Consider the following 18844-nt stretch of genomic DNA (forward strand, 5'->3'; position numbering starts at 1 on the left):
TGATGCAACGAGGCTTTCGATGCTGCCCGAACTTACCGACCTGAAAACTTTCCGGAATGCGCTGAGCTCTGCACCCGGCCCGGACGAAACCGCAACAACTGGCGCGTCCGAGCGCAACGGCCAACTGACCAAGCCTCCGGGCGCGCTGGGTCGGCTCGAGGATCTGGCGATCTGGTATGCGGGATGGCGTGGGGATGCCCGGCCGCAGATTTCCGCGCCTCAAGTGATCGTTTTTGCCGGAAACCACGGTGTTACGGCGCAAGGCGTATCAGCATTTCCACCTGAAGTGACCGTTCAGATGGTGATGAATTTTCAGCATGGCGGTGCGGCGATCAACCAACTGGCCAAATCGGCTGGTGCGACGATGAACGTACACGCGCTGGATCTGGACACGCCAACTGCGGATTTCTCAAAAGCTCCGGCAATGGATGAGCAAGAGCTTCTGTCAGCGTTGCGTACAGGCTGGCAGGCGGTCGATCCAACGGCGGATCTGTTGGTGGTTGGCGAGATGGGGATCGGCAACACAACTCCGGCGGCCGCAATTGCCTGCGCCCTGTTTGGAGGCGAGGCGGCCGAATGGACCGGGCGTGGCACCGGCGTTGATGATGCGGGTCTGGCCAACAAAACCCGGGTGGTCGCTGAAGGTGTCGCCCTGCATGGTCAGGCTGGCGACGGGCTGGATATCCTGCGCTGCCTGGGTGGGCGCGAGATTGCCGCCATGGCCGGTGCCATCGCGGCGGCACGTGTGTTGAGGATTCCGGTTATTCTGGACGGATTCATTTGCTCTGCGGCTGCTGCGTGTCTGGCGGACGTGACCGAAGGGGCGCTGGACCATACAATTGCCGGCCACCAGAGCGCCGAGGGCGCACATGGCGCGGTCCTAGCGCAGCTTGGCAAAGAACCCTTGTTGAACCTGGGCCTGCGGCTTGGTGAGGGGTCGGGTGGTGCGCTTGCGATCAACATCCTGAAAAGCGCCGTCGCCTGTCATTCGGGAATGGCAACGTTTGCCGAGGCCGGTGTCTCGGACGGCTAAACGCTATTTCTGACCCGGGTAGGGGCCTGGGTCAGGCAGACTTCTTGGCGTTTTCTTCAGCCATCTCCAAAAGCGCGGTTTCCAGCTCCTTCTGAAGCTCGCGCGATCTTTCGATGTATTTCTTGTTCTCGGCCGTCGGCATTCCCGGTATCCACAATTCGGCCAACTCGCGCACCGACATCCGGTCATGATGATAGAATGTCTGTTCCGCCTGTGCTGCCTCATAGTCGCTGAGGCCGATGTTCTCCAAGACATAGCGGCCAGCGCGAAGTGAGCTGTCGAAGGTTTCTCGGACGATATCGTTCGCACCGGCCTGATACAGCTCATAAACGTGGTTGCGGTCATAGGCACGGGCGATGATGTGCAGATCAGGGCGTTGTCGCCTTGCGTAGCCAACCAGCCGCGTGACCTGCTTGTGATCGTCCATGGCTGCGACAAGAACGGATGCCTTTTCGATCCCTGCCGCGCGCAGCAGTTCGGGGCGGGTCGGGTCGCCCAAAAACCCTTTGACGCCGAACCTGCGCATCAACTGCACCGTGTCGATGTCGTGGTCCAGAACGACCGTCTTGAAACCACTTGCCCGAACCAGTCGGTTTACGATTTGGCCAAAGCGGCCTATGCCCGCGATGATTACCGGGCCTTTTTCGTCAATCTCGTCCGGTTCCGGCTGCGGGCGCACATCGCCGATGCGGCGCGACAGTTGATCGTAGATGATGAACAGCAGCGGTGTAATCAGCATCGTCAGCGCGATGATCATCAGCAGTTTCTGGGAAAGATCGGTGGGGATGACATTCTGCTGCGTGGAAAAGGCCAGCAGGACAAAACCAAATTCACCCGCCTGGGCCAGACCCAGAGTGAACAGCCAGTGATCGCGCCCGCGAAGCTTGAAGGCACGTCCGACGATAAAAAGGATGATCCCTTTGACCAGGATCACCAGAAGCGCTAGCCCGATCAGGTCAAAGGGATCGTTGAAGAAATAGCCCACGTTGATCCCGGCACCGACTGTAATGAAGAACAGCCCCAGAAACAGACCTTTGAACGGCTCCAGATCGCTTTCCATCTCGTGCCTGAATTCCGAACTGGCCAGAACCACGCCGGCCAGAAATGCGCCCAAAGCGGGCGACAGGCCAACCAGCGTCATCAGGAATGAGATTCCCACAACGATCATAAGGGCCAGTGCGGTATACATTTCTCGCAGGCGGGTGGCGTGAATGAATCTGAACAGGGGACGGGTCAGGTAGACACCCGCCAGAATGACGAAAGCAACGGCGCCGAGCGTGACCAGCGTGACCGCCCAGCCCGGCAAGCCCTCGACCAAGGACAGGCTGTGATGGGCCGCGCCATGCGCATCGACATTGCCACGGTCGATAGAGCCGTCGCCTTCAAGGTGCGGAACGCGCGGAAGGGCCAGCAACGGCAGCATCGCAAGGATCGGAATGACCGCAATATCCTGTGTCAGCAGAACCGAGAATGTGGCCCGCCCGCCATTGGTCTGCATCAGCCCCTTTTCCGACAAGGTCTGCAAAACGATAGCCGTTGACGACAGCGAAAGGGTCAGACCAACCGCCAATGCCACGGTCCACGGGTGGTTTGCGTATATTGAAACACCGGCGATCACCGCCGTCGACATTGCGACCTGAAGCCCGCCCAGCCCCAATAGCTTGTCGCGCATATCCCAAAGGGCGCGCGGTTCAAGTTCCAGCCCGATCAGAAACAGCATCATGACGACGCCGAACTCGGCTACATGCTGCAGGCTTTCGGTTTCAGCACCGACCAGCCCCAGAATGGGCCCGATCACGATACCGGCCGCCAGATACCCCAGTACAGAACCCAACCCCAGACGCGCTGATAAAGGCACCGCAATAACTGCCGCCGCCAGATAGATCGTTGCCTGGTAAAGGAAATCGTCCATGTTTGTCCTCGTGTCCCGGTCAGGTCGGAAGGGGTGCGTCGCGCTTGAGTTGATCCATTACAATTTGGCTTTGCACCCTCGCAACGGCAGGATGCGGCAGTATCACCTGATGAAGCAAGCGGTTGAGCGCGGAAAGGTCATCACAGAATATGTGCAACAGATAATCTGCCTCTCCTGTCATCGTCCAGGCGCTTGTTATCTCGGGGCGGGCGTCGATCATGCGGGCAAAGCTGGCAGATTGTTCGGGGCCGTGCGTGCCCAGATGGACCTGGACGAAACCCTGCACGTGCAGTCCCAGTTTCAACGGGTCCAGGCGAGCGGCGTAGCCGGTGATGTATCCTTCCGCCTCCAGCCTTTGTCGGCGGCGCCCTGCCTGACTGGCTGACAGGTTCAGCATTTCACCCAGCTGATGTGCCGTCAGGTGCGCGTTCTTTTGCAGCGCAGACAGCAGGCGTGTGTCCATGGCATCCAACATATGCGGATTCGCCCCGTTTTTCTTGTCTTTGGTGCGTAAATCGCGCACATACCGCTAGTTTACACGAAAATTATGCGCAGAAACAGCGTCAATTAAGACGTATTTTAGAATCAGCAAAGAAATTCCTGTTTTTTAGGAGACCCGCCATGGGACCTTTCCCGCACAACGCACCGAAATCCGTAATCAGCAAAGAAAACCCGGCAGGGACCGACGGCTTCGAGTTTGTCGAATTCGCGCATCGAGAACCGCAGGAGTTGCGCGACCTGTTTTCGAAGATGGGATTCGAAAGGGTGGGGCACCACAAAAAGAAGCCCGGCGTCGAACTGTGGCAGCAGGGCGATGTCACGTATATCCTGAACTCCGACCCCGACAGCTTTGCAGCCAAGTTTGTTGCCGAACATGGACCGTGCGCGCCAGCAATGGGGTGGCGCGTGGTTGATGCCCAAAAGGCCTATGAGCACGCCGTTGCAAAAGGTGCCGAGCCTTACGATGCCGACGACAAAACACTGAACGTGCCAGCCATTAAGGGGATTGGCGGCTCGCTGATTTACTTCGTCGATCAGTATTATGACACGTCGCCCTACAACCAGGAATTCGAGTGGACGCAGCAATCCAAACCCCGCGGTGACGGGTTCTATTACCTCGATCACCTGACGCACAATGTCTACAAGGGGAATATGGACAAGTGGTTCCGGTTTTACGAAAACCTGTTCAATTTCCGCGAAATCCGCTTCTTTGACATCCAGGGAAAATTCACCGGTCTTTACAGCCGTGCGCTGACCTCGCCCTGTGGCCGCATCCGCATTCCGATCAACGAGGACAGAGGCGAGACCGGCCAGATCGTTTCGTACCTGAAGAAATACAAGGGTGAGGGCATTCAACACATCGCAGTGGGAAGTGAGGACATCTACGATTCAACCGACGCGATTGCGAACAAGGGGCTGAAGTTCATGCCAGGCCCGAACGAGACCTACTACAACATGTCCACGGACCGGGTCGCGGGGCATTCCGAACCCCTGGACCGGATGATGAAGCACGGCATCCTGATTGATGGCGAAGGTGTCGTCGACGGAGGTGAGACACGGATCCTGCTGCAGATCTTCTCGAAGACTGTCATCGGACCGATCTTTTTCGAGTTCATCCAGCGCAAGGGTGACGACGGATTCGGCGAAGGAAACTTCCAGGCGCTGTTCGAATCCATCGAACGCGAACAGATAGAAAGTGGCGAGATTTCAGCCGCTTGACGCGGCTATATAAAGCGCGCGCTGGCGTGTCAGCGCGCGTGTTTTTTTCCCATTCGATTTTGGCTGTTAACTGCGGGGCATTTTCAAAGTCACGTTGCGCCCCTTCTTTTGGTACTGCAACTGACTGTCCCCGATCGCGATTACACGGCCACCATCCAGCCGATCCCCGACCTTAAGCTTTTTGTAGCGGCCGCTGGGCAGCCGGATCAGGGCGCGGCGGTTCGCTGGCGAACCGTAGACTCCGATCAGGTTGAGCTTTCGCAGGTTGATGGCATTGTCCAGAGTGGCCTGACGGGCGACAGAAGCCCGGCTCGGAATTTTGGGCGCAACGGATTTTGCCGCAAACGATCCGACATCGTCACTGCTTTGATCGATGGCGGCCGTTGATCCCAGATTGGCGGACGTGGTGTTTGCCGTCGGCGCGGAAGCCGCTGCCAGACCTGCCGGGCGGGATTTGGGGCGCGGAACCCGAACGACCGCCAACGCGGTCGGGGTTTCATCAATCTGAGGTTGCTCCTGCAGGGATTTTGGCCGCAGTTTCGGCCGCAGCCCGGACAACTCGTCCCGTGTCCGACCGCCCAGCTGCTGGCGCTCGAACCCTTCGATCAGATTACCTGGCCTGACTTTCGGACGCAGCCCAGCCAGCCTGTCATTGCCCTCTTCGACGATGGGTTCCTGTTCGAAGCGAACCGGGACTGCGGGCGGAACCGAAGACGGTCGTCCGAGGAAAACCATGACCCCATCCGGATTCAGTGTACCGTCGGCCGTGGGGGTAACCAAACCCCGCTCATCAAGTACAAACCGTGTTCCCGCGCCGCTGGGTGCAGCGGGCTGTTCGAATGGCTGATCAGTGTCAAACTGTTCGGCCGCAGGCAGCGCCACCGCGTCATGCGAAAGGTTCGATGGGTCAAGCGATGACAGATACAGGTCGTCCGATTGCACCGCGGTGGGTAGGATCAGCGCATCGGGTGCGGTCAGGACAACACCTGTCTGGGATTGCAGTTCCTGTTGCGCCTGAGGATCGCGGGCCACCTGCTCGACGGGTGTTGGGCTGACGTCCAACGCCTCGAGAATAGCAAGATCCGTCGCGGTCGGCTCAGCTTTTTCCTCAACCACAGGCGGAGAGATGGGGGTTTCAGAGAGCTCTGTGTCCGGTTCTGACGTTTCTTTTACCGGGGGCAGAGCGACAGCGACTTCGGCAATATCGCTTTCCGGTTCTGGTGCTTTTTCTGCCAGTACTTGCTCTGGCACACTTGGGGACGCAGTTTCGTCCGGAACGCTCTGCGCCAGAACGGGTTCCGGGCTGATTTCGTCTTCGGACCCGGTCAGGAACCATAGCCCGATGGCGACTGCAAGAATGCCTGCGACCAATGCCAGAGATTTGTAGAGTTTGGCTTCACCTGGGTGTGCCGCACCAGTGCCAATCTCGGCGCCTGGCGCGGTCTGCGCCCGGAATGCGATTGGGGCATCGGTCGCCGCGATAGCATGGACCGGAGTGTTCGATTCCGCTTCTTCTTCCGGCTCTTGCGCCGTATCGGCCGGTTCGGGTGCACCGGGCAGTTCTGTGGTTTCCCGAGGTAAGAATATGGGCTCGGTCGGAAAAGGGTTTGGGCCGGTTTCTGCACTGAATACGACAGGAATGAACCCGTGTTGGGTCGCGAACTCCCGGGCCTCGTCCAAAGTTTGCGTTGCCACTGCCGCGACGTGAGTTTGCTGTCCGTCCGTCGCTGTATCATAAGCCAGTTCGTCCAGTGTATACGGGATGGCCCCGGTCAGTGCATCGCGTACTTTCTGCCCAGTATCGTCTGCGTCCGGTCCTTCGGCTTCGACTGTCAAAAACCGGATTTGGTCTTCCGGAATCACGACCTTGCAGCTTAGGTCGTTTTCCAGCGCAAAACCCGCGTCGCGCAACGCCTGCATGCGATCCGGGAAATCCGGCGCATCCAGCGGAACCGTGCCAATGCAGAACCAGTCGTCATCCGAATGGTGATGCAGGGAAATTCCGTCGGCAGAAAATGATAACGCAAAAGCGGGTTTCATAACTCCGAAGAACCATAATTGTCATCGTCAATGCAAACGACATTGCGTTCGCAGCACGACAGTAAAGCAGGATATCGCCGAGGGAAAGAAAAAGCCAAGTCACCTCTTGTACGAGAGCGCCCGGTCACCCCATCTTAAGACAGCAAGAATTGGAGGGATCACCTTGAAGACATTTGCTTTTCTGGCCGCCATGCTGGCAATGACGGCGGCAAGCGCGGCCCATGCGGAAGAACGTCGCATCACCGTCAGCGCGGCAGGGACCGTTCAGGCCACACCCGACATGGCGACCATTACATTGGGTGTCACAAACCAGGATACGCAGGCTTCGGTGGCGATGCAGGCAACATCCGACGCGGTTTCCAGAATTATGTCGCGACTGGACGAAAAAGGGATCGAGGCACGCGACGTGCAAACCCGCGATCTGTCCCTTTCGCCGGTTTGGTCCAACCGAAACAATGTGCCGGGGCAGAACCCGGAAATCACAGGTTTTGCTGCGTCGAACCGGGTTTTTGTTCGGGTGCGTGACCTGACCAAGCTGGGTGAGATCATGGATGCGGTCATTCAGGACGGTGCCAATGACTTTGGCGGCCTGAGTTTCGATGTTCAGGACCCCAAGCCGCTTGAAGCAAAAGCTCGAGCGCAAGCTGTCGCCGAGGCAACCGCCAAGGCCGAGCAACTGGCCCAGGCCGCGGGCGTGACACTTGGCCCGGTTCAGTCAATTGACGAACAGGGCGGGGGTGTGCAGCCCATGCCACATATGCGCCAGATGAGCATGGCCGAAGCAGGCAATGTTCCGGTTGCCGGCGGTGAGGTTTCAATCTCGGTCAATGTCTTGATGGAATTCGAAATTTCCGAATAAAGTCAGACCTCTGCGCGGGCTTGCAGCGGTTGTCGTTGCTTGCCCGCAGCGTCGAAATTCTCGGGCAGCAACCAGGCTTCAAAGGCTTTTCGGATGCGTGGCCATTCGCTGTCGATTATCGAATACCATGCCGTGTCACGATTACGTCCCTTATAGTGGGTCGCCTGCCGGAACACGCCTTCAAAAGTGAATCCAAGGCGTTCGGCCGCGCGTCGAGACGGTGCATTCAACGCATCGCATTTCCATTCGTAGCGGCGATAGCCAAGCCCATCGAAAACGCGGCGCATCATCAGGTACATCACCTCGGTCGATTGCGGCCTGCGCTGCAAAAGGGGCGAGAAGTGGATGTGACCGACCTCAATCGATCCGGCAGCGGGCGTGATTCTCAGGTACGAGGCCATGCCGACCGGGACGTCATTGGCATCCAGAACCGAGTGAAACATCGGATCAGCATCGGAACAATTGTTCTGGGCCCATTCGACAAAGGCGGCTTCGGACTCAAAGGGTCCGTAGGGCAGGTAGGTCCAGTTGTGGCCGTCCGCGTCGTTTGCAAACGCCCGGTACAAACCGGGCGCGTGCCTGTTGATATCCAGCGGTACAACGGAACAGAACCCTCCTTGCATCGGCGTGTAAGGCGGTGTCGGACGCGGGAAGTCATCCGAAACGGGCCAGCCAATCGGCTGGCCAAGGTCGTTCGTTTCGCTGCCGGTTGCCATGGATCAGGCGCTTGCCTTGCTGAGCGCCTGGTCAAGATCGGCAATCAGGTCGTCGGCATCCTCGATCCCGATCGACAGACGTACCACGTTCGGGCTGGCACCGGCGGCTTCCTGTTGTTCGGGCGTCAGCTGCCGGTGTGTGGTCGAGGCCGAATGAATGATAAGCGAGCGTGCGTCACCCAGATTGGCCACATGGCTGAATATCTCCAGCGCATTGACCAGTTTGATGCACGCGTCATAGCCGCCCTTGACCGCGAAGGTGAACAGGGCACCGGCCCCGCGCGGATAGCACTTCTGGACCCGATCATAATAGGGCGACGACGGCAGGCCAGCATAGGTGACATATTCCACGCGATCATCTGCTTCGAGCCACGCGGCGATTTTCTGGGCGTTCTCTACGTGGCGCTCCATTCTCAGGCTCAGGGTTTCGATCCCCATCAGCGTGTAATGCGCAGCCTGCGGGTTCATCGTCATGCCCAGATCACGCAGCCCGATGGCAATTCCGTGGAAAGTATAGGCCAGCGGGCCAAAGGTCTCGTGAAATTTCAACCCGTGATAAGCGGATTCCGGTTCGCTGAGCGACGGGAACTTGTCATTTGCGGACCAGTCGAACTTGCCTGAATCCACGATGCAGCCGCCAGTGACGGTGCCGTTGCCGGTCAGGTATTTGGTGGTCGAATGTACGACCAGCGTGGCACCCTGTTCAATCGGGCGGCACAGGTAGGGCGTGGCCGACGTGTTGTCGACGATCAGCGGGATTCCTGCGGCGTCCGCAACATCCGCCAGCGCGCGTATATCTGTGACATAGCCGCCCGGATTGGCGATGGATTCGCAGAACACCGCCCGTGTGTTTTCGTCGATGGCATCCTTGACGGCGTCCAGATCGTCGGTGTCGACGAACTTGGCGGACCAGCCGAAGCGTTTGATGGTCTGGCTGAACTGCGTGACGGTGCCGCCATAAAGGCGGGTTGATGCAACCACATTGCAACCCGGCCCCATCAGCGGAAACAGCGCCATAATCTGCGCGGCGTGACCCGAGGAACAACAAACCGCACCCACACCGCCTTCAAGGGTCGCGACACGCTCTTGCAAAACAGCCACGGTAGGGTTGGTCAGGCGGGAATAGATGTAGCCGACCTCTTGCAGATTAAACAGCGCGGCAGCGTGGTCCGCGTCGCGGAATACGTAAGCGGTTGTCTGGTAGATCGGCGTCTGGCGCGCTCCGGTCGCCGGGTCGGGCCGGGCACCGGCATGAATTTGCAGCGTGTCGAAACCATAAGTGGGTCCATCAGACATCTGGAAAATCTCCTGTTGGTATTTGTCTTGCAGAATCTCTAGGGCATTGGTCGCGTGCGCACAACGATCCAGTCAGCGCATCCACAGTCCTTTGCTCTTGATCTGGTTGCGGATGACCTGCTCGCGCTGGGGCAGGTTCTTGCGGTCGAACATATTGCGGATCTTCTCGCCCTTGCGTTGGATCACCAGCTTTTTCAGCGGGTCGTAGTTCTTCAGAACCTTCTTGATCCGGTTCGGCGCGGCCACTGTTTCCAGAACTTCGATGACATGATCCGACTCGCGTGCATAAAGCAGCGGGAACAGCCGGTAGTGGCAACTTACGGTGCCATCCAGCAATCCGTCCGGCAGGGCGTCGCGCCCGCCGCCAAGCGCGTGGATCACCAGCGGCAACGCGGCCTGATCCAGCCAGGGGTCAAGGTTCTGGCCAACAAGCTCTGGGATATCCTCGTCGCGGATAGCGAGCGCGTATTCCAGAAACCGTTTTCCGAAAGCGTGTGGGCAGGAATAGAAAAAATACCCTGCATTGAAGTACAGATAGCGCCGCCAGTGATCCAGCGGTTGGTCTGTGTCGATCGAGCTTTCGAAGTCCAGCCCGAACCGTTGATAGAGCGCGCGCCAGATGCCGTCGAAACCGGGGCCATACAGCGTGGGTTTTGGCCATGTCCCTTCGACCTTCAATGACGCGCCGGGGCGGTCGAAATCGAACGGAACTGTGTTCAGATCGCCCGTGATTAGGGTGTCGCTGTCAAAAAACACAAATGGCTCACCCTCGGGCATGGCCAGCAATGCTTCGATCTTGTTGCCATAAGGATAGCTTTCGCCGAAGGCATGGTTGTCAAAGGGCAGAATCTCGGCGTCCAGTTGTCGCAGGACTTTGAGAACATCCTCGTTCTGAATGCTGGGGTTTTGTTGCCAGCGCGGGCCGGGTTGGGGAACCGCAACAAACAGTTGGCCTGTGAATCCCGGTGAACAATGTCGAAGCGAGGCGGCAAACAGCACAGCCTCGAATTGCAGGCGGTTGTTCTGTCCGATGATGACAATATTGAACTTGGTGGCCTTGGCCTGCATCGATAAACTCACGGATTTTCGCCGTTCTCCGGCGCTGCTCTGGTTCTGGTGACGCACTGTAAGCGGCAGACGACGCCAAAACCAGATGCGAGATTGGAAAACCGCTGCGGCGCGCCCAATTCTGAACGCGACGCAGGAACTCAAACAGGCCTGGACATGTTTGTCATCAATGGCGGCAGGTAGGAGGCAGACGAGTCATTTGGCGCCTGGGACTGGCTGCGCTGTCCGTCGAATACCCGCTGTCCCACCGCTGCAGGTGATTATTGGACCATGTACGGAGTTTAACTCGAAGATTTTTCTCGAATAGTTAAATTTGACCAAAAGCAAATAAAAACAAAAAACTATACGGTGAAGTTGAGGTCGTTCTCTCAGCTTTTTCGACTTTTTGGTGATTTTATAAATTTTACCAATTGATAAAAAATTAGTTTGTGGCAAGCTGAGGTCACAATAAACATATCTACAGGGAGTAGAGTGATGGCACAGGGCCAGATGGTCCCCGGTATTGTCGCCGGGCGGCTTTCCAGCGATGAGCTGACCTCGAATTTCACGGATCTGCATCCGCCGCTGGCCGCGCATGAGGCGGCTGTGGCGGCGGATCGGTGCTATTTCTGCTATGACGCGCCATGCGTTACCGCTTGTCCCACGGACATCGATATTCCGTTGTTCATGCGCCAGATTCAGGCCGGTCAGCCGGAAGCGGCAGGCCAGACCATTCTGGAACAGAACATTCTGGGTGGCATGTGCGCCCGGGTCTGTCCGACCGAAACATTGTGCGAGGAGGCCTGCGTACGCGAAACCGCCGAAGGGTCGCCGGTTGAGATTGGTCGACTGCAGCGTTACGCCACGGACAGCGTCATGGCGACCGGGGTGCATCCATTCGAAAGGGCGCCATCGACCGGCAAGACAATTGCCGTGGTTGGCGCGGGCCCTGCGGGACTGGCTTGTGCCCATCGTCTGGCCATGCATGGCCACGACGTGGTGATCCACGACGCCAGGCCCAAGCCGGGCGGGCTGAACGAATATGGTATCGCGGCCTACAAATCGACCAACAATTTTGCTCAGGCCGAGGTGGACTGGCTGCTGAAAATCGGCGGTATCGTAATCGAGACGGGTTCCGCACTGGGTGACACCATCTCGCTGGACGGGCTGCGCCAGAATTATGACGCGGTTTTCCTGTCGATCGGTCTGGCCGGGGTGAACGCACTTCGCGCACAAGGGCATGATCTGGACGGAGTGCGCAATGCGGTCGACTTCATCTCGGACGTGCGGCAGGCAGATTACCTTGCGCATCTGCCGGTAGGGCGCAACGTCGTGGTGATCGGTGGCGGCATGACTGCCGTGGATGCGGCAGTGAAATCCCGCCTTCTTGGCGCCGAACATGTGACCATCGCATATCGTCGCGGTCGCGAAGCGATGGGAGCCAGCCGGTATGAACAGGATCTGGCGGCCTCTCATGGTGTTCGAATTCTGTGCAACGTTCAGCCTGTGGCCATTCATGGAAATGGCTCCACCGCCGAGATCGAGCTTGAATATACCGAATCCCGCGAAGGCAAGCTGAGCGGAACCGGCGAAACCATTCGTGTTCCGGCGGATCAAGTCCTCAAGGCAATTGGTCAGACACTGGAGGGGGCACCTGAAGGTTTGGATCTGGACGGCAACAAGATCGTCGTTACGGACGCGGGCCGCACATCCATCGAAGGTGTCTGGGCCGGTGGCGACTGTGCAACCGGTGGCGAAGACCTGACCGTGACCGCGGTGGCCGAGGGCAGGGATGCCGCAATGGACATCCATGCAACGCTTGTTTCGTGATATAGTGAGGCATTGATCTTTCAATCGCATTGCTGAGGTGTTGCCATGTCCCGGATCGAAGAAGCCGTTGCCCGCCACTATACGACAGGTGAACTGACAGAACGCGTTCGCGATGCGCTACGGCAGAGCGGTATCGACCCGGACGCGGCCACGGTTGCCGATCTGAAAGCGGGCGACGAATTCCACACAGGCGGAGTTGCTGCGACGGATCATCTGTTTGCGCAACTTTCGCCGACCCACGCAACGCGGGTGCTGGATATCGGTTGCGGTATCGGTGGAACGTCGCGCTACATTGCGGACCGCTACACCTCGACCGTTACGGGCATCGATCTGACCCCTGAGTTCGTCGAGACGGCAACCGCCCTCAGTGCGATTGTCGGTCTTGAAAGCAAGGTGCGCTTTCTGACCGGAAGCGCTTTGGACATGCCGGTGCCGAACGCCAGCTTTGACCTTGCCGTCATGCTGCATGTCGGCATGAACATTCAGGACAAACAACGCCTGTTCGCCGAAGTGGCCAGGGTGCTGGCAAAAGGCGGCACCTTTGCGCTGTTTGACGTGATGGGCGGTGCGGTGGATGAACCGATGGTCTTCCCATTGCCCTGGTCGACGACGCCCGACACCTCGTTCGTGGACACGCCTGGTGCGTACAGGGACGCGGCCTCGGCTGTTGGATTTGAACTGATCACGGAAAACGACCGCTCGGAATTCGCGAAAGCGTTCTTTGAAGAGGTCTTTGCCCGCACGGCCGAAAGCGGCCCCGCACCGCTGGGGATCCATCTGATGATGGGTGATACTGCCCCTGAGAAGTTCAAAAACTATGTCGCAAACCTTAACGCCGGGCGCATCCGCCCGACCGAGATGATTTTCAAGAAAACCGGTTAACCCGGTAAGGAGAACCCATGGCCAATCTGACAACTGACTTTCTGGGAATTTCCAGCCCCAACCCTTACTGGCTGGCATCCGCGCCGCCGACGGACAAGGAATATAACGTACGACGCGCATTCGAGGCTGGATGGGGTGGTGTCGTGTGGAAAACGCTTGGTGCCGAAGGGCCGCCGGTCGTGAATGTGAATGGTCCGCGCTACGGGGCCATCTACGGCGCAGATCGTCGCCTGCTGGGCCTGAACAATATCGAACTGATCACCGACCGCCCGCTTGAAGTAAACCTCGAGGAGATGGCGCGGGTCAAAGCAGACTATCCTGACCGGGCGCTGATCGCCTCGATCATGGTACCGTGCGAGGAAGAGGCATGGAAAGCCATCCTGCCGCGCGTCGCAGAAACCGGAGCGGACGGGATCGAGCTGAACTTCGGTTGTCCACACGGGATGAGCGAGCGTGGAATGGGGTCGGCCGTCGGGCAGGTTCCGGAATATATCGAGATGGTTACCCGGTGGTGCAAAAAATACTATGACCGCCCGGTCATCGTGAAGCTGACACCGAATATCACCGATGTCCGCAAACCCGCTGCTGCGGCCAAGAACGGTGGTGCGGATGCCGTATCGCTGATCAATACGATCAACTCGATCACCAGCGTCAATCTGGACACGTTCAGCCCCGAACCCTCGATTGACGGTAAGGGCAGCCACGGTGGTTATTGCGGGCCGGCGGTCAAGCCGATTGCCTTGTCGATGGTGTCCGAGATTGCGCGCGCGGAGGCAACGCATGGCCTGCCGATTTCAGGCATCGGTGGCGTGACCACCTGGCGCGATGCTGCGGAATTCATGGCGCTGGGGTGCGGCACTGTTCAGGTCTGCACGGCGGCGATGACCTATGGGTTCAAGATCATCGATGAACTGACGGCCGGTCTGTCCAAATGGATGGATGAAAAGGGCTATTCCGACGTGTCTGAAATCGTTGGTCTGGCGGTGCCGAATGTCACGGACTGGCAATACCTGAACCTGAACTACGTGGCCAAGGCCAAGATCGATCAGGACCAGTGCATCAAGTGCGGCAGATGCTATGCCGCCTGCGAGGACACCAGCCATCAGGCGATTTCGATGTCCGCCGATCGCGTTTTTGAAGTGATGGATGATGAATGCGTGGCCTGTAACCTGTGCGTCGATGTCTGTCCGGTCGAAGGATGTATCTCGATGGAGCCGATGGCAGCAGGGGAGATCGACCCACGCACACAAAAGGTCGTTGAGCCCGGCTATGCGAACTGGACCACGCATCCGAACAACCCAATGGCGAAAGCGGCTGAATAATCCAGTATCTTTTGGACGAAAACCTGATCCGAGAAAACGCATCGAGTTTCTTCGGATCAGAAAATCGATCGGCCCTTTGTGACAGCTGAAGGTTCATTGGTTGGCGGTGCGGATAAGATGATATCCGCGCCGCTTTGTTTCATTTGGAAACCACACGCGGCCAGCTTTGCGTTTAATCCAGGGTTCCGGGTTGGGTCTGGTGCAAGAAGAAGACTCTTCCTTAAGTTTGTTAACTGCTTCTCAAGGGGTTAACAGTTTGCGGTACAAGGTTTCCATGAAGGGCGCTGCGCCTTCGAACGGGTCTTCCTCACCTAGAATTGCCCGGACCTGCACTTCAAAATCGGCGTAGTGCTGGGTCAGGGACCAGATGGAAAATATCAGATGATAGGGGTGAAGACGGGCAATTTTGCCCTGATCCATCCAGGTGGTCAAAACAGCAGTTTTTTGGTCGACCAGAGACTTCAGGTCATTGGACAGATTATCCCGGATACGAGGCGCGCCCTGAACCAGTTCATTGGCAAACAGGCGGCTTTCACGGGGTAACTCCTGGCTCATCTGGAGCTTGCGGTTGATGTAAGACAGGATCTCTTCCAGCGGATCGCCGTTTTCGTCCAGATCGTGAAGCGGAGCCAGCCACACGTCCAGAAGCCCGGACAGAAGGGCGGTGTGAATCGCCTCCTTCGAAGGGAAGTAATACAGAAGGTTCGGTTTGCTCAATCCGGCTTCGGCTGCGATTTGGTCCACCGTCGCACCGCGGAAACCGTGGGCTGAAAAAACGTTCAGCGCCGCCTCGAGAATCGCTGCGCGGTTCTTTTTCTGAATTCGGGTAGGCGCACGGTCTTTTGGCATTGATCCCAGTTACCCCAATTTTTGTCCGACGGGTGCTGATTATGCTTAAATTTCCGTCGACGCGATGCAATTTCTTGACTGATGTCGAACCCGTGATAGCGTGAGTTTGACCAGATGGTCAAATCAAGACACCAAAAGCGAGCCAAATCGCAAGCAACAGGGGAAAACAGATGGCAGCTCCGGCGCAGAATCTCAGAATTAATGGAGACAGGCTGTGGGATAGTCTGATGGAGATGGCAAAGATCGGCCCCGGCGTTGCGGGCGGCAATAACCGCCAGACATTGACGGACGAAGATGCCGAAGGGCGCGCGCTGTTCCAGAAATGGTGTAAGGAAGCCGGTTGCACCATGGGACTGGATCAGATGGGCAACATGTTCGCCCATCGCGAAGGCTCTGACCCTGATGCTCTGCCGGTCTATGTTGGGTCGCACCTGGATACGCAGCCGACCGGCGGGAAATACGACGGTGTGCTGGGTGTGCTGGGCGGGTTGGAGATCATCCGGACACTCAATGACCTGGGGATCAAGACGAAGCACCCGATCGTTGCGACCAACTGGACCAACGAGGAAGGCACCAGATATGCGCCGGCCATGTTGTCCTCGGGCGTGTTTGCGGGAATGCACACGCAGGACTGGGCCTATGACCGGGAAGACGCGGAAGGCAAGAAGTTTGGCGATGAGCTGAAACGCATTGGCTGGCGAGGAGACGAGGAAGTCGGTGCGCGAAAAATGCACGCCTTTTTTGAACTGCATATCGAACAGGGCCCCATCCTGGAGGCCGAGGAAAAGGACATCGGCGTTGTCACGCATGGCCAGGGCCTGAGCTGGACCCAGATCACGGTTACCGGCAAAGACGCCCATACCGGGTCGACCCCGATGCCGATGCGCAAGAATGCGGGTCTGGCCATGGCGCGCATCCTTGAGAAAGTGGACGAAATTGCGTGGTCCCACGCGCCCCACGCGGTTGGGGCGGCAGGGCATATCGACGTCTACCCCAATTCCCGAAATGTGATCCCGGGCAAGGTGGTGTTCACGGTCGATTTCCGGTCGCCCGAACTGGACGTGATCACCGACATGGAAAACCGGTTGCGTGTTGCTGCCGAGGATATCGTGGATGAAATGGGGCTTCAGATCGAATTTGAGAAAGTCGGCGGTTTTGACCCGGTGAAGTTCGACGAGACCTGCGTTGCAGCGGTTCGAAGCGCGGCTGATCGTTTGGGGTATTCCCATACAGATATCATATCCGGCGCCGGGCACGACGCCTGCTGGATTAATCGCGTTGCCCCGACGGCGATGGTGATGTGTCCGTGTGTAGATGGCCTGAGCCACAACGAGGCCGAAGAGATCAGCAAGGAATGGGCTGCTGCCGGGGCGGATGTTCTGTTTCACGCGGTCGTCGAAACTGCGGAGATTGTGGAGTAGGGGGCTCTGCCCCCGTCGCCCGCTGGGCGTCTCCCCCGGGATACTTTTGGCCAGATGAAGCAAGCGGCGCAGACCGCAACAGGGAGTTTGACATGAGCACTGTTATCAGGAACGGAACAATCGTCACCGCCGATTTGACGTACAAGGCTGACGTAAAGATCGAAGCCGGTGTAATCACGGAAATTGGCCCAGATTTGAAAGGCGACAAGGAACTGGATGCAACCGGGTGTTATGTCATGCCCGGTGGAATTGACCCGCATACGCATCTGGAAATGCCGTTTATGGGAACCTATTCCAGTGACGACTTCGAAAGCGGCACGCGGGCGGCGCTGGCCGGCGGGACCACCATGGTCGTCGATTTCGCATTGCCGAATCCAGGGGAAAGCCTGCTGGATGCCCTGAAACGCTGGGACAATAAATCGACGCGTGCAAACTGCGACTATTCCTTCCACATGGCAGTAACATGGTGGGGCGAGCAGGTCTTTGACGACATCAAGACCGTGATCGAGACGCGGGGTATCAACACGTTCAAGCACTTCATGGCCTACAAGGGCGCGCTGATGGTGAATGATGACGAGTTGTTTGCATCCTTCAGGCGTCTGGCCGAACTGGGCGGGACTGCGTTGGTGCATGCCGAAAACGGTGATGTAGTCGCGGAACTCAGCGCCAAACTGCTGGCTGAAGGAAATACCGGCCCCGAGGCGCACGCCTATTCCCGACCGCCTCAGGTCGAAGGCGAGGCGACCAACCGTGCCATCATGATCGCCGACATGGCGGGCGTGCCGCTCTATGTCGTGCACACCTCGTGTGAAGAGGCGCATGAGGCCATCCGCCGGGCCAGAATGCAGGGCAAGCGCGTCTGGGGCGAGCCGCTGATTCAGCATCTGACGCTGGATGAAAGCGAGTATTTCAACCAGGACTGGGATCATGCGGCGCGCAGAGTGATGAGCCCGCCGTTCCGCAACAAGCAGCATCAGGACAGTCTGTGGGCAGGCCTGCAATCAGGATCGCTAAGCGTGGTGGCAACTGACCATTGCGCCTTTACGACCGAGCAGAAGCGGTTCGGTGTCGGCGATTTCACCAAGATCCCTAATGGGACCGGCGGGTTGGAAGACCGGATGCCAATGCTTTGGACCCATGGTGTCGAAACAGGGCGGCTGACGCCGAACGAGTTTGTGGCGGTTACATCGACAAACATCGCCAAGATATTGAATTGCTATCCGAAAAAGGGCGCAGTTTTGGTGGGGGCGGATGCCGATCTGGTCGTCTGGGACCCCCAAAAGACCAAAACCATCAGCGCGGGCACGCAACAATCCTCGATCGACTACAACGTCTTTGAGGGCAAGAAGGTCAAGGGTCTGCCACGTTTCACGCTCAGCCGTGGGCAAGTCGCGGTGCATGATGGCGAGATCAAAACGCAGGAGGGGCACGGTCAGTTTGTTGCGCGTGAGGCCAATACCCATGTGAACAAGGCGCTGAGCACCTGGAAAGACCTGACTGCCCCACGACCGGTGGAACGCACGGGTATTCCGGCGACAGGTGTGTGATTTGCGCGGACTACTTTGTTCCATGGCTTCGTTGCTATGTAGCGGAACTGTCGCGTATGCGCAGTCAGGTTTTCCGGTATATGGCAACAACTCGGGATGCGACGTTCACTTTAAACGCAGCACCGCCGAGGCAACAGACATGGCCTTGTTGAAAGAAGGGCGGTTGCTGTTTTACGAAACCGCCTGCGATGTCTTGGTTGTTGGAAATCAAGATGGACAGATATCGACACTGACGGCGAAATGTATCGGTTATGAAGAAACCTATGACTTTACATGGGATTTCTACAGCGATGGGCACGAGGGGTTTGTCCTTGCAAACCCTGACCAGACCTACGCGACGGTTTTGAGCGTTTGTCGGTGAAAGGACAAAT

16 protein-coding genes are annotated in these 18844 nt (G+C 57.9%); 9 read left to right on the forward strand and 7 right to left on the reverse strand.

The window, feature by feature from the left end; genetic code table 11:
- The first annotated feature begins 19 nt into the window (after nucleotides 1-19).
- Nucleotides 20-1033 (forward strand): nicotinate-nucleotide--dimethylbenzimidazole phosphoribosyltransferase, encoded by a 1014-nt coding sequence (gene cobT / locus ACR3EQ_RS03040; protein ID WP_170616135.1) that lies wholly within the window; start codon nucleotides 20-22, stop codon nucleotides 1031-1033.
- A gap of 31 nt (nucleotides 1034-1064) precedes the next feature.
- Here the strand turns inward: cobT and ACR3EQ_RS03045 are convergent, their stop codons facing one another.
- Nucleotides 1065-2945 (reverse strand): monovalent cation:proton antiporter-2 (CPA2) family protein, encoded by a 1881-nt coding sequence (locus ACR3EQ_RS03045; protein ID WP_170616137.1) that lies wholly within the window; start codon nucleotides 2943-2945, stop codon nucleotides 1065-1067.
- Nucleotides 2946-2964: 19 nt separating this feature from the next.
- Entirely contained in the window at nucleotides 2965-3420 is a 456-nt protein-coding gene (locus tag ACR3EQ_RS03050; protein WP_170616139.1) for an Lrp/AsnC family transcriptional regulator, read from the reverse strand.
- Nucleotides 3421-3566: 146 nt separating this feature from the next.
- Between ACR3EQ_RS03050 and hppD the strand changes: the two genes are divergently transcribed.
- Entirely contained in the window at nucleotides 3567-4664 is a 1098-nt protein-coding gene (gene hppD, locus ACR3EQ_RS03055; protein ID WP_170616142.1) for a 4-hydroxyphenylpyruvate dioxygenase, read from the forward strand.
- A 66-nt stretch (nucleotides 4665-4730) separates the two neighbouring features.
- Here hppD and ACR3EQ_RS03060 read toward each other — a convergent pair whose 3' ends face one another.
- Entirely contained in the window at nucleotides 4731-6704 is a 1974-nt protein-coding gene (locus ACR3EQ_RS03060; RefSeq protein ID WP_480489691.1) for a hypothetical protein, read from the reverse strand.
- Between the two features lie 163 nt (nucleotides 6705-6867).
- Between ACR3EQ_RS03060 and ACR3EQ_RS03065 the strand changes: the two genes are divergently transcribed.
- Nucleotides 6868-7563 (forward strand): SIMPL domain-containing protein, encoded by a 696-nt coding sequence (locus ACR3EQ_RS03065; protein ID WP_170616146.1) that lies wholly within the window; start codon nucleotides 6868-6870, stop codon nucleotides 7561-7563.
- 2 nt (nucleotides 7564-7565) lie between these two features.
- Here ACR3EQ_RS03065 and ACR3EQ_RS03070 read toward each other — a convergent pair whose 3' ends face one another.
- The 3 genes from ACR3EQ_RS03070 to ACR3EQ_RS03080 all read right to left on the reverse strand — a co-directional run bounded on the left by ACR3EQ_RS03070 (nucleotide 7566) and on the right by ACR3EQ_RS03080 (nucleotide 10643).
- Nucleotides 7566-8279, reverse strand: a complete 714-nt coding sequence (locus ACR3EQ_RS03070) for a GNAT family N-acetyltransferase (RefSeq protein WP_480489692.1) — start codon at nucleotides 8277-8279, stop codon at nucleotides 7566-7568.
- Nucleotides 8280-8282: 3 nt separating this feature from the next.
- A complete protein-coding gene (locus ACR3EQ_RS03075) occupies nucleotides 8283-9575 on the reverse strand; it encodes an O-acetylhomoserine aminocarboxypropyltransferase/cysteine synthase family protein (protein ID WP_170616150.1) in 1293 nt (430 codons plus the stop codon).
- A 72-nt stretch (nucleotides 9576-9647) separates the two neighbouring features.
- Nucleotides 9648-10643 carry a hypothetical protein gene (locus ACR3EQ_RS03080; RefSeq protein ID WP_170616381.1) on the reverse strand — a complete coding sequence of 332 codons (996 nt, stop codon included), beginning with the start codon at nucleotides 10641-10643 and terminating at the stop codon, nucleotides 9648-9650.
- Nucleotides 10644-11117: 474 nt separating this feature from the next.
- Here ACR3EQ_RS03080 and ACR3EQ_RS03085 point away from each other — a divergent pair, with 474 nt between their 5' ends.
- From ACR3EQ_RS03085 to preA, 3 genes are read left to right on the forward strand one after another with little or no spacing between them, the layout of a single operon-like run.
- Nucleotides 11118-12452: an NAD(P)-dependent oxidoreductase gene (locus ACR3EQ_RS03085; RefSeq protein WP_170616152.1), complete on the forward strand. Its 1335-nt coding sequence runs from the start codon at nucleotides 11118-11120 to the stop codon at nucleotides 12450-12452.
- Nucleotides 12453-12497: 45 nt separating this feature from the next.
- Nucleotides 12498-13334, forward strand: a complete 837-nt coding sequence (locus tag ACR3EQ_RS03090; RefSeq protein ID WP_480489693.1) for a class I SAM-dependent methyltransferase — start codon at nucleotides 12498-12500, stop codon at nucleotides 13332-13334.
- A gap of 17 nt (nucleotides 13335-13351) precedes the next feature.
- Nucleotides 13352-14656: an NAD-dependent dihydropyrimidine dehydrogenase subunit PreA gene (gene preA / locus ACR3EQ_RS03095; RefSeq protein WP_170616156.1), complete on the forward strand. Its 1305-nt coding sequence runs from the start codon at nucleotides 13352-13354 to the stop codon at nucleotides 14654-14656.
- 240 nt (nucleotides 14657-14896) lie between these two features.
- Here preA and ACR3EQ_RS03100 read toward each other — a convergent pair whose 3' ends face one another.
- Nucleotides 14897-15505, reverse strand: coding sequence for a TetR family transcriptional regulator C-terminal domain-containing protein (locus ACR3EQ_RS03100; RefSeq protein WP_170616158.1), 609 nt, complete (start codon nucleotides 15503-15505; stop codon nucleotides 14897-14899).
- 170 nt (nucleotides 15506-15675) lie between these two features.
- Here ACR3EQ_RS03100 and ACR3EQ_RS03105 point away from each other — a divergent pair, with 170 nt between their 5' ends.
- From ACR3EQ_RS03105 to ACR3EQ_RS03115, 3 genes are all read left to right on the forward strand, one after another.
- Complete coding sequence (locus tag ACR3EQ_RS03105) at nucleotides 15676-16926, forward strand: Zn-dependent hydrolase (RefSeq protein WP_170616160.1); 1251 nt, start codon at nucleotides 15676-15678, stop codon at nucleotides 16924-16926.
- 92 nt (nucleotides 16927-17018) lie between these two features.
- On the forward strand, nucleotides 17019-18473 hold the full coding sequence (gene hydA / locus ACR3EQ_RS03110) for a dihydropyrimidinase (RefSeq protein ID WP_170616162.1): 1455 nt from the start codon (nucleotides 17019-17021) through the stop codon (nucleotides 18471-18473).
- Nucleotides 18474-18612: 139 nt separating this feature from the next.
- Nucleotides 18613-18834: a hypothetical protein gene (locus ACR3EQ_RS03115; RefSeq protein WP_170619039.1), complete on the forward strand. Its 222-nt coding sequence runs from the start codon at nucleotides 18613-18615 to the stop codon at nucleotides 18832-18834.
- Nucleotides 18835-18844: the final 10 nt, after the last annotated feature.

The organism is Ruegeria sp. AN11 (genome assembly GCF_056536005.1).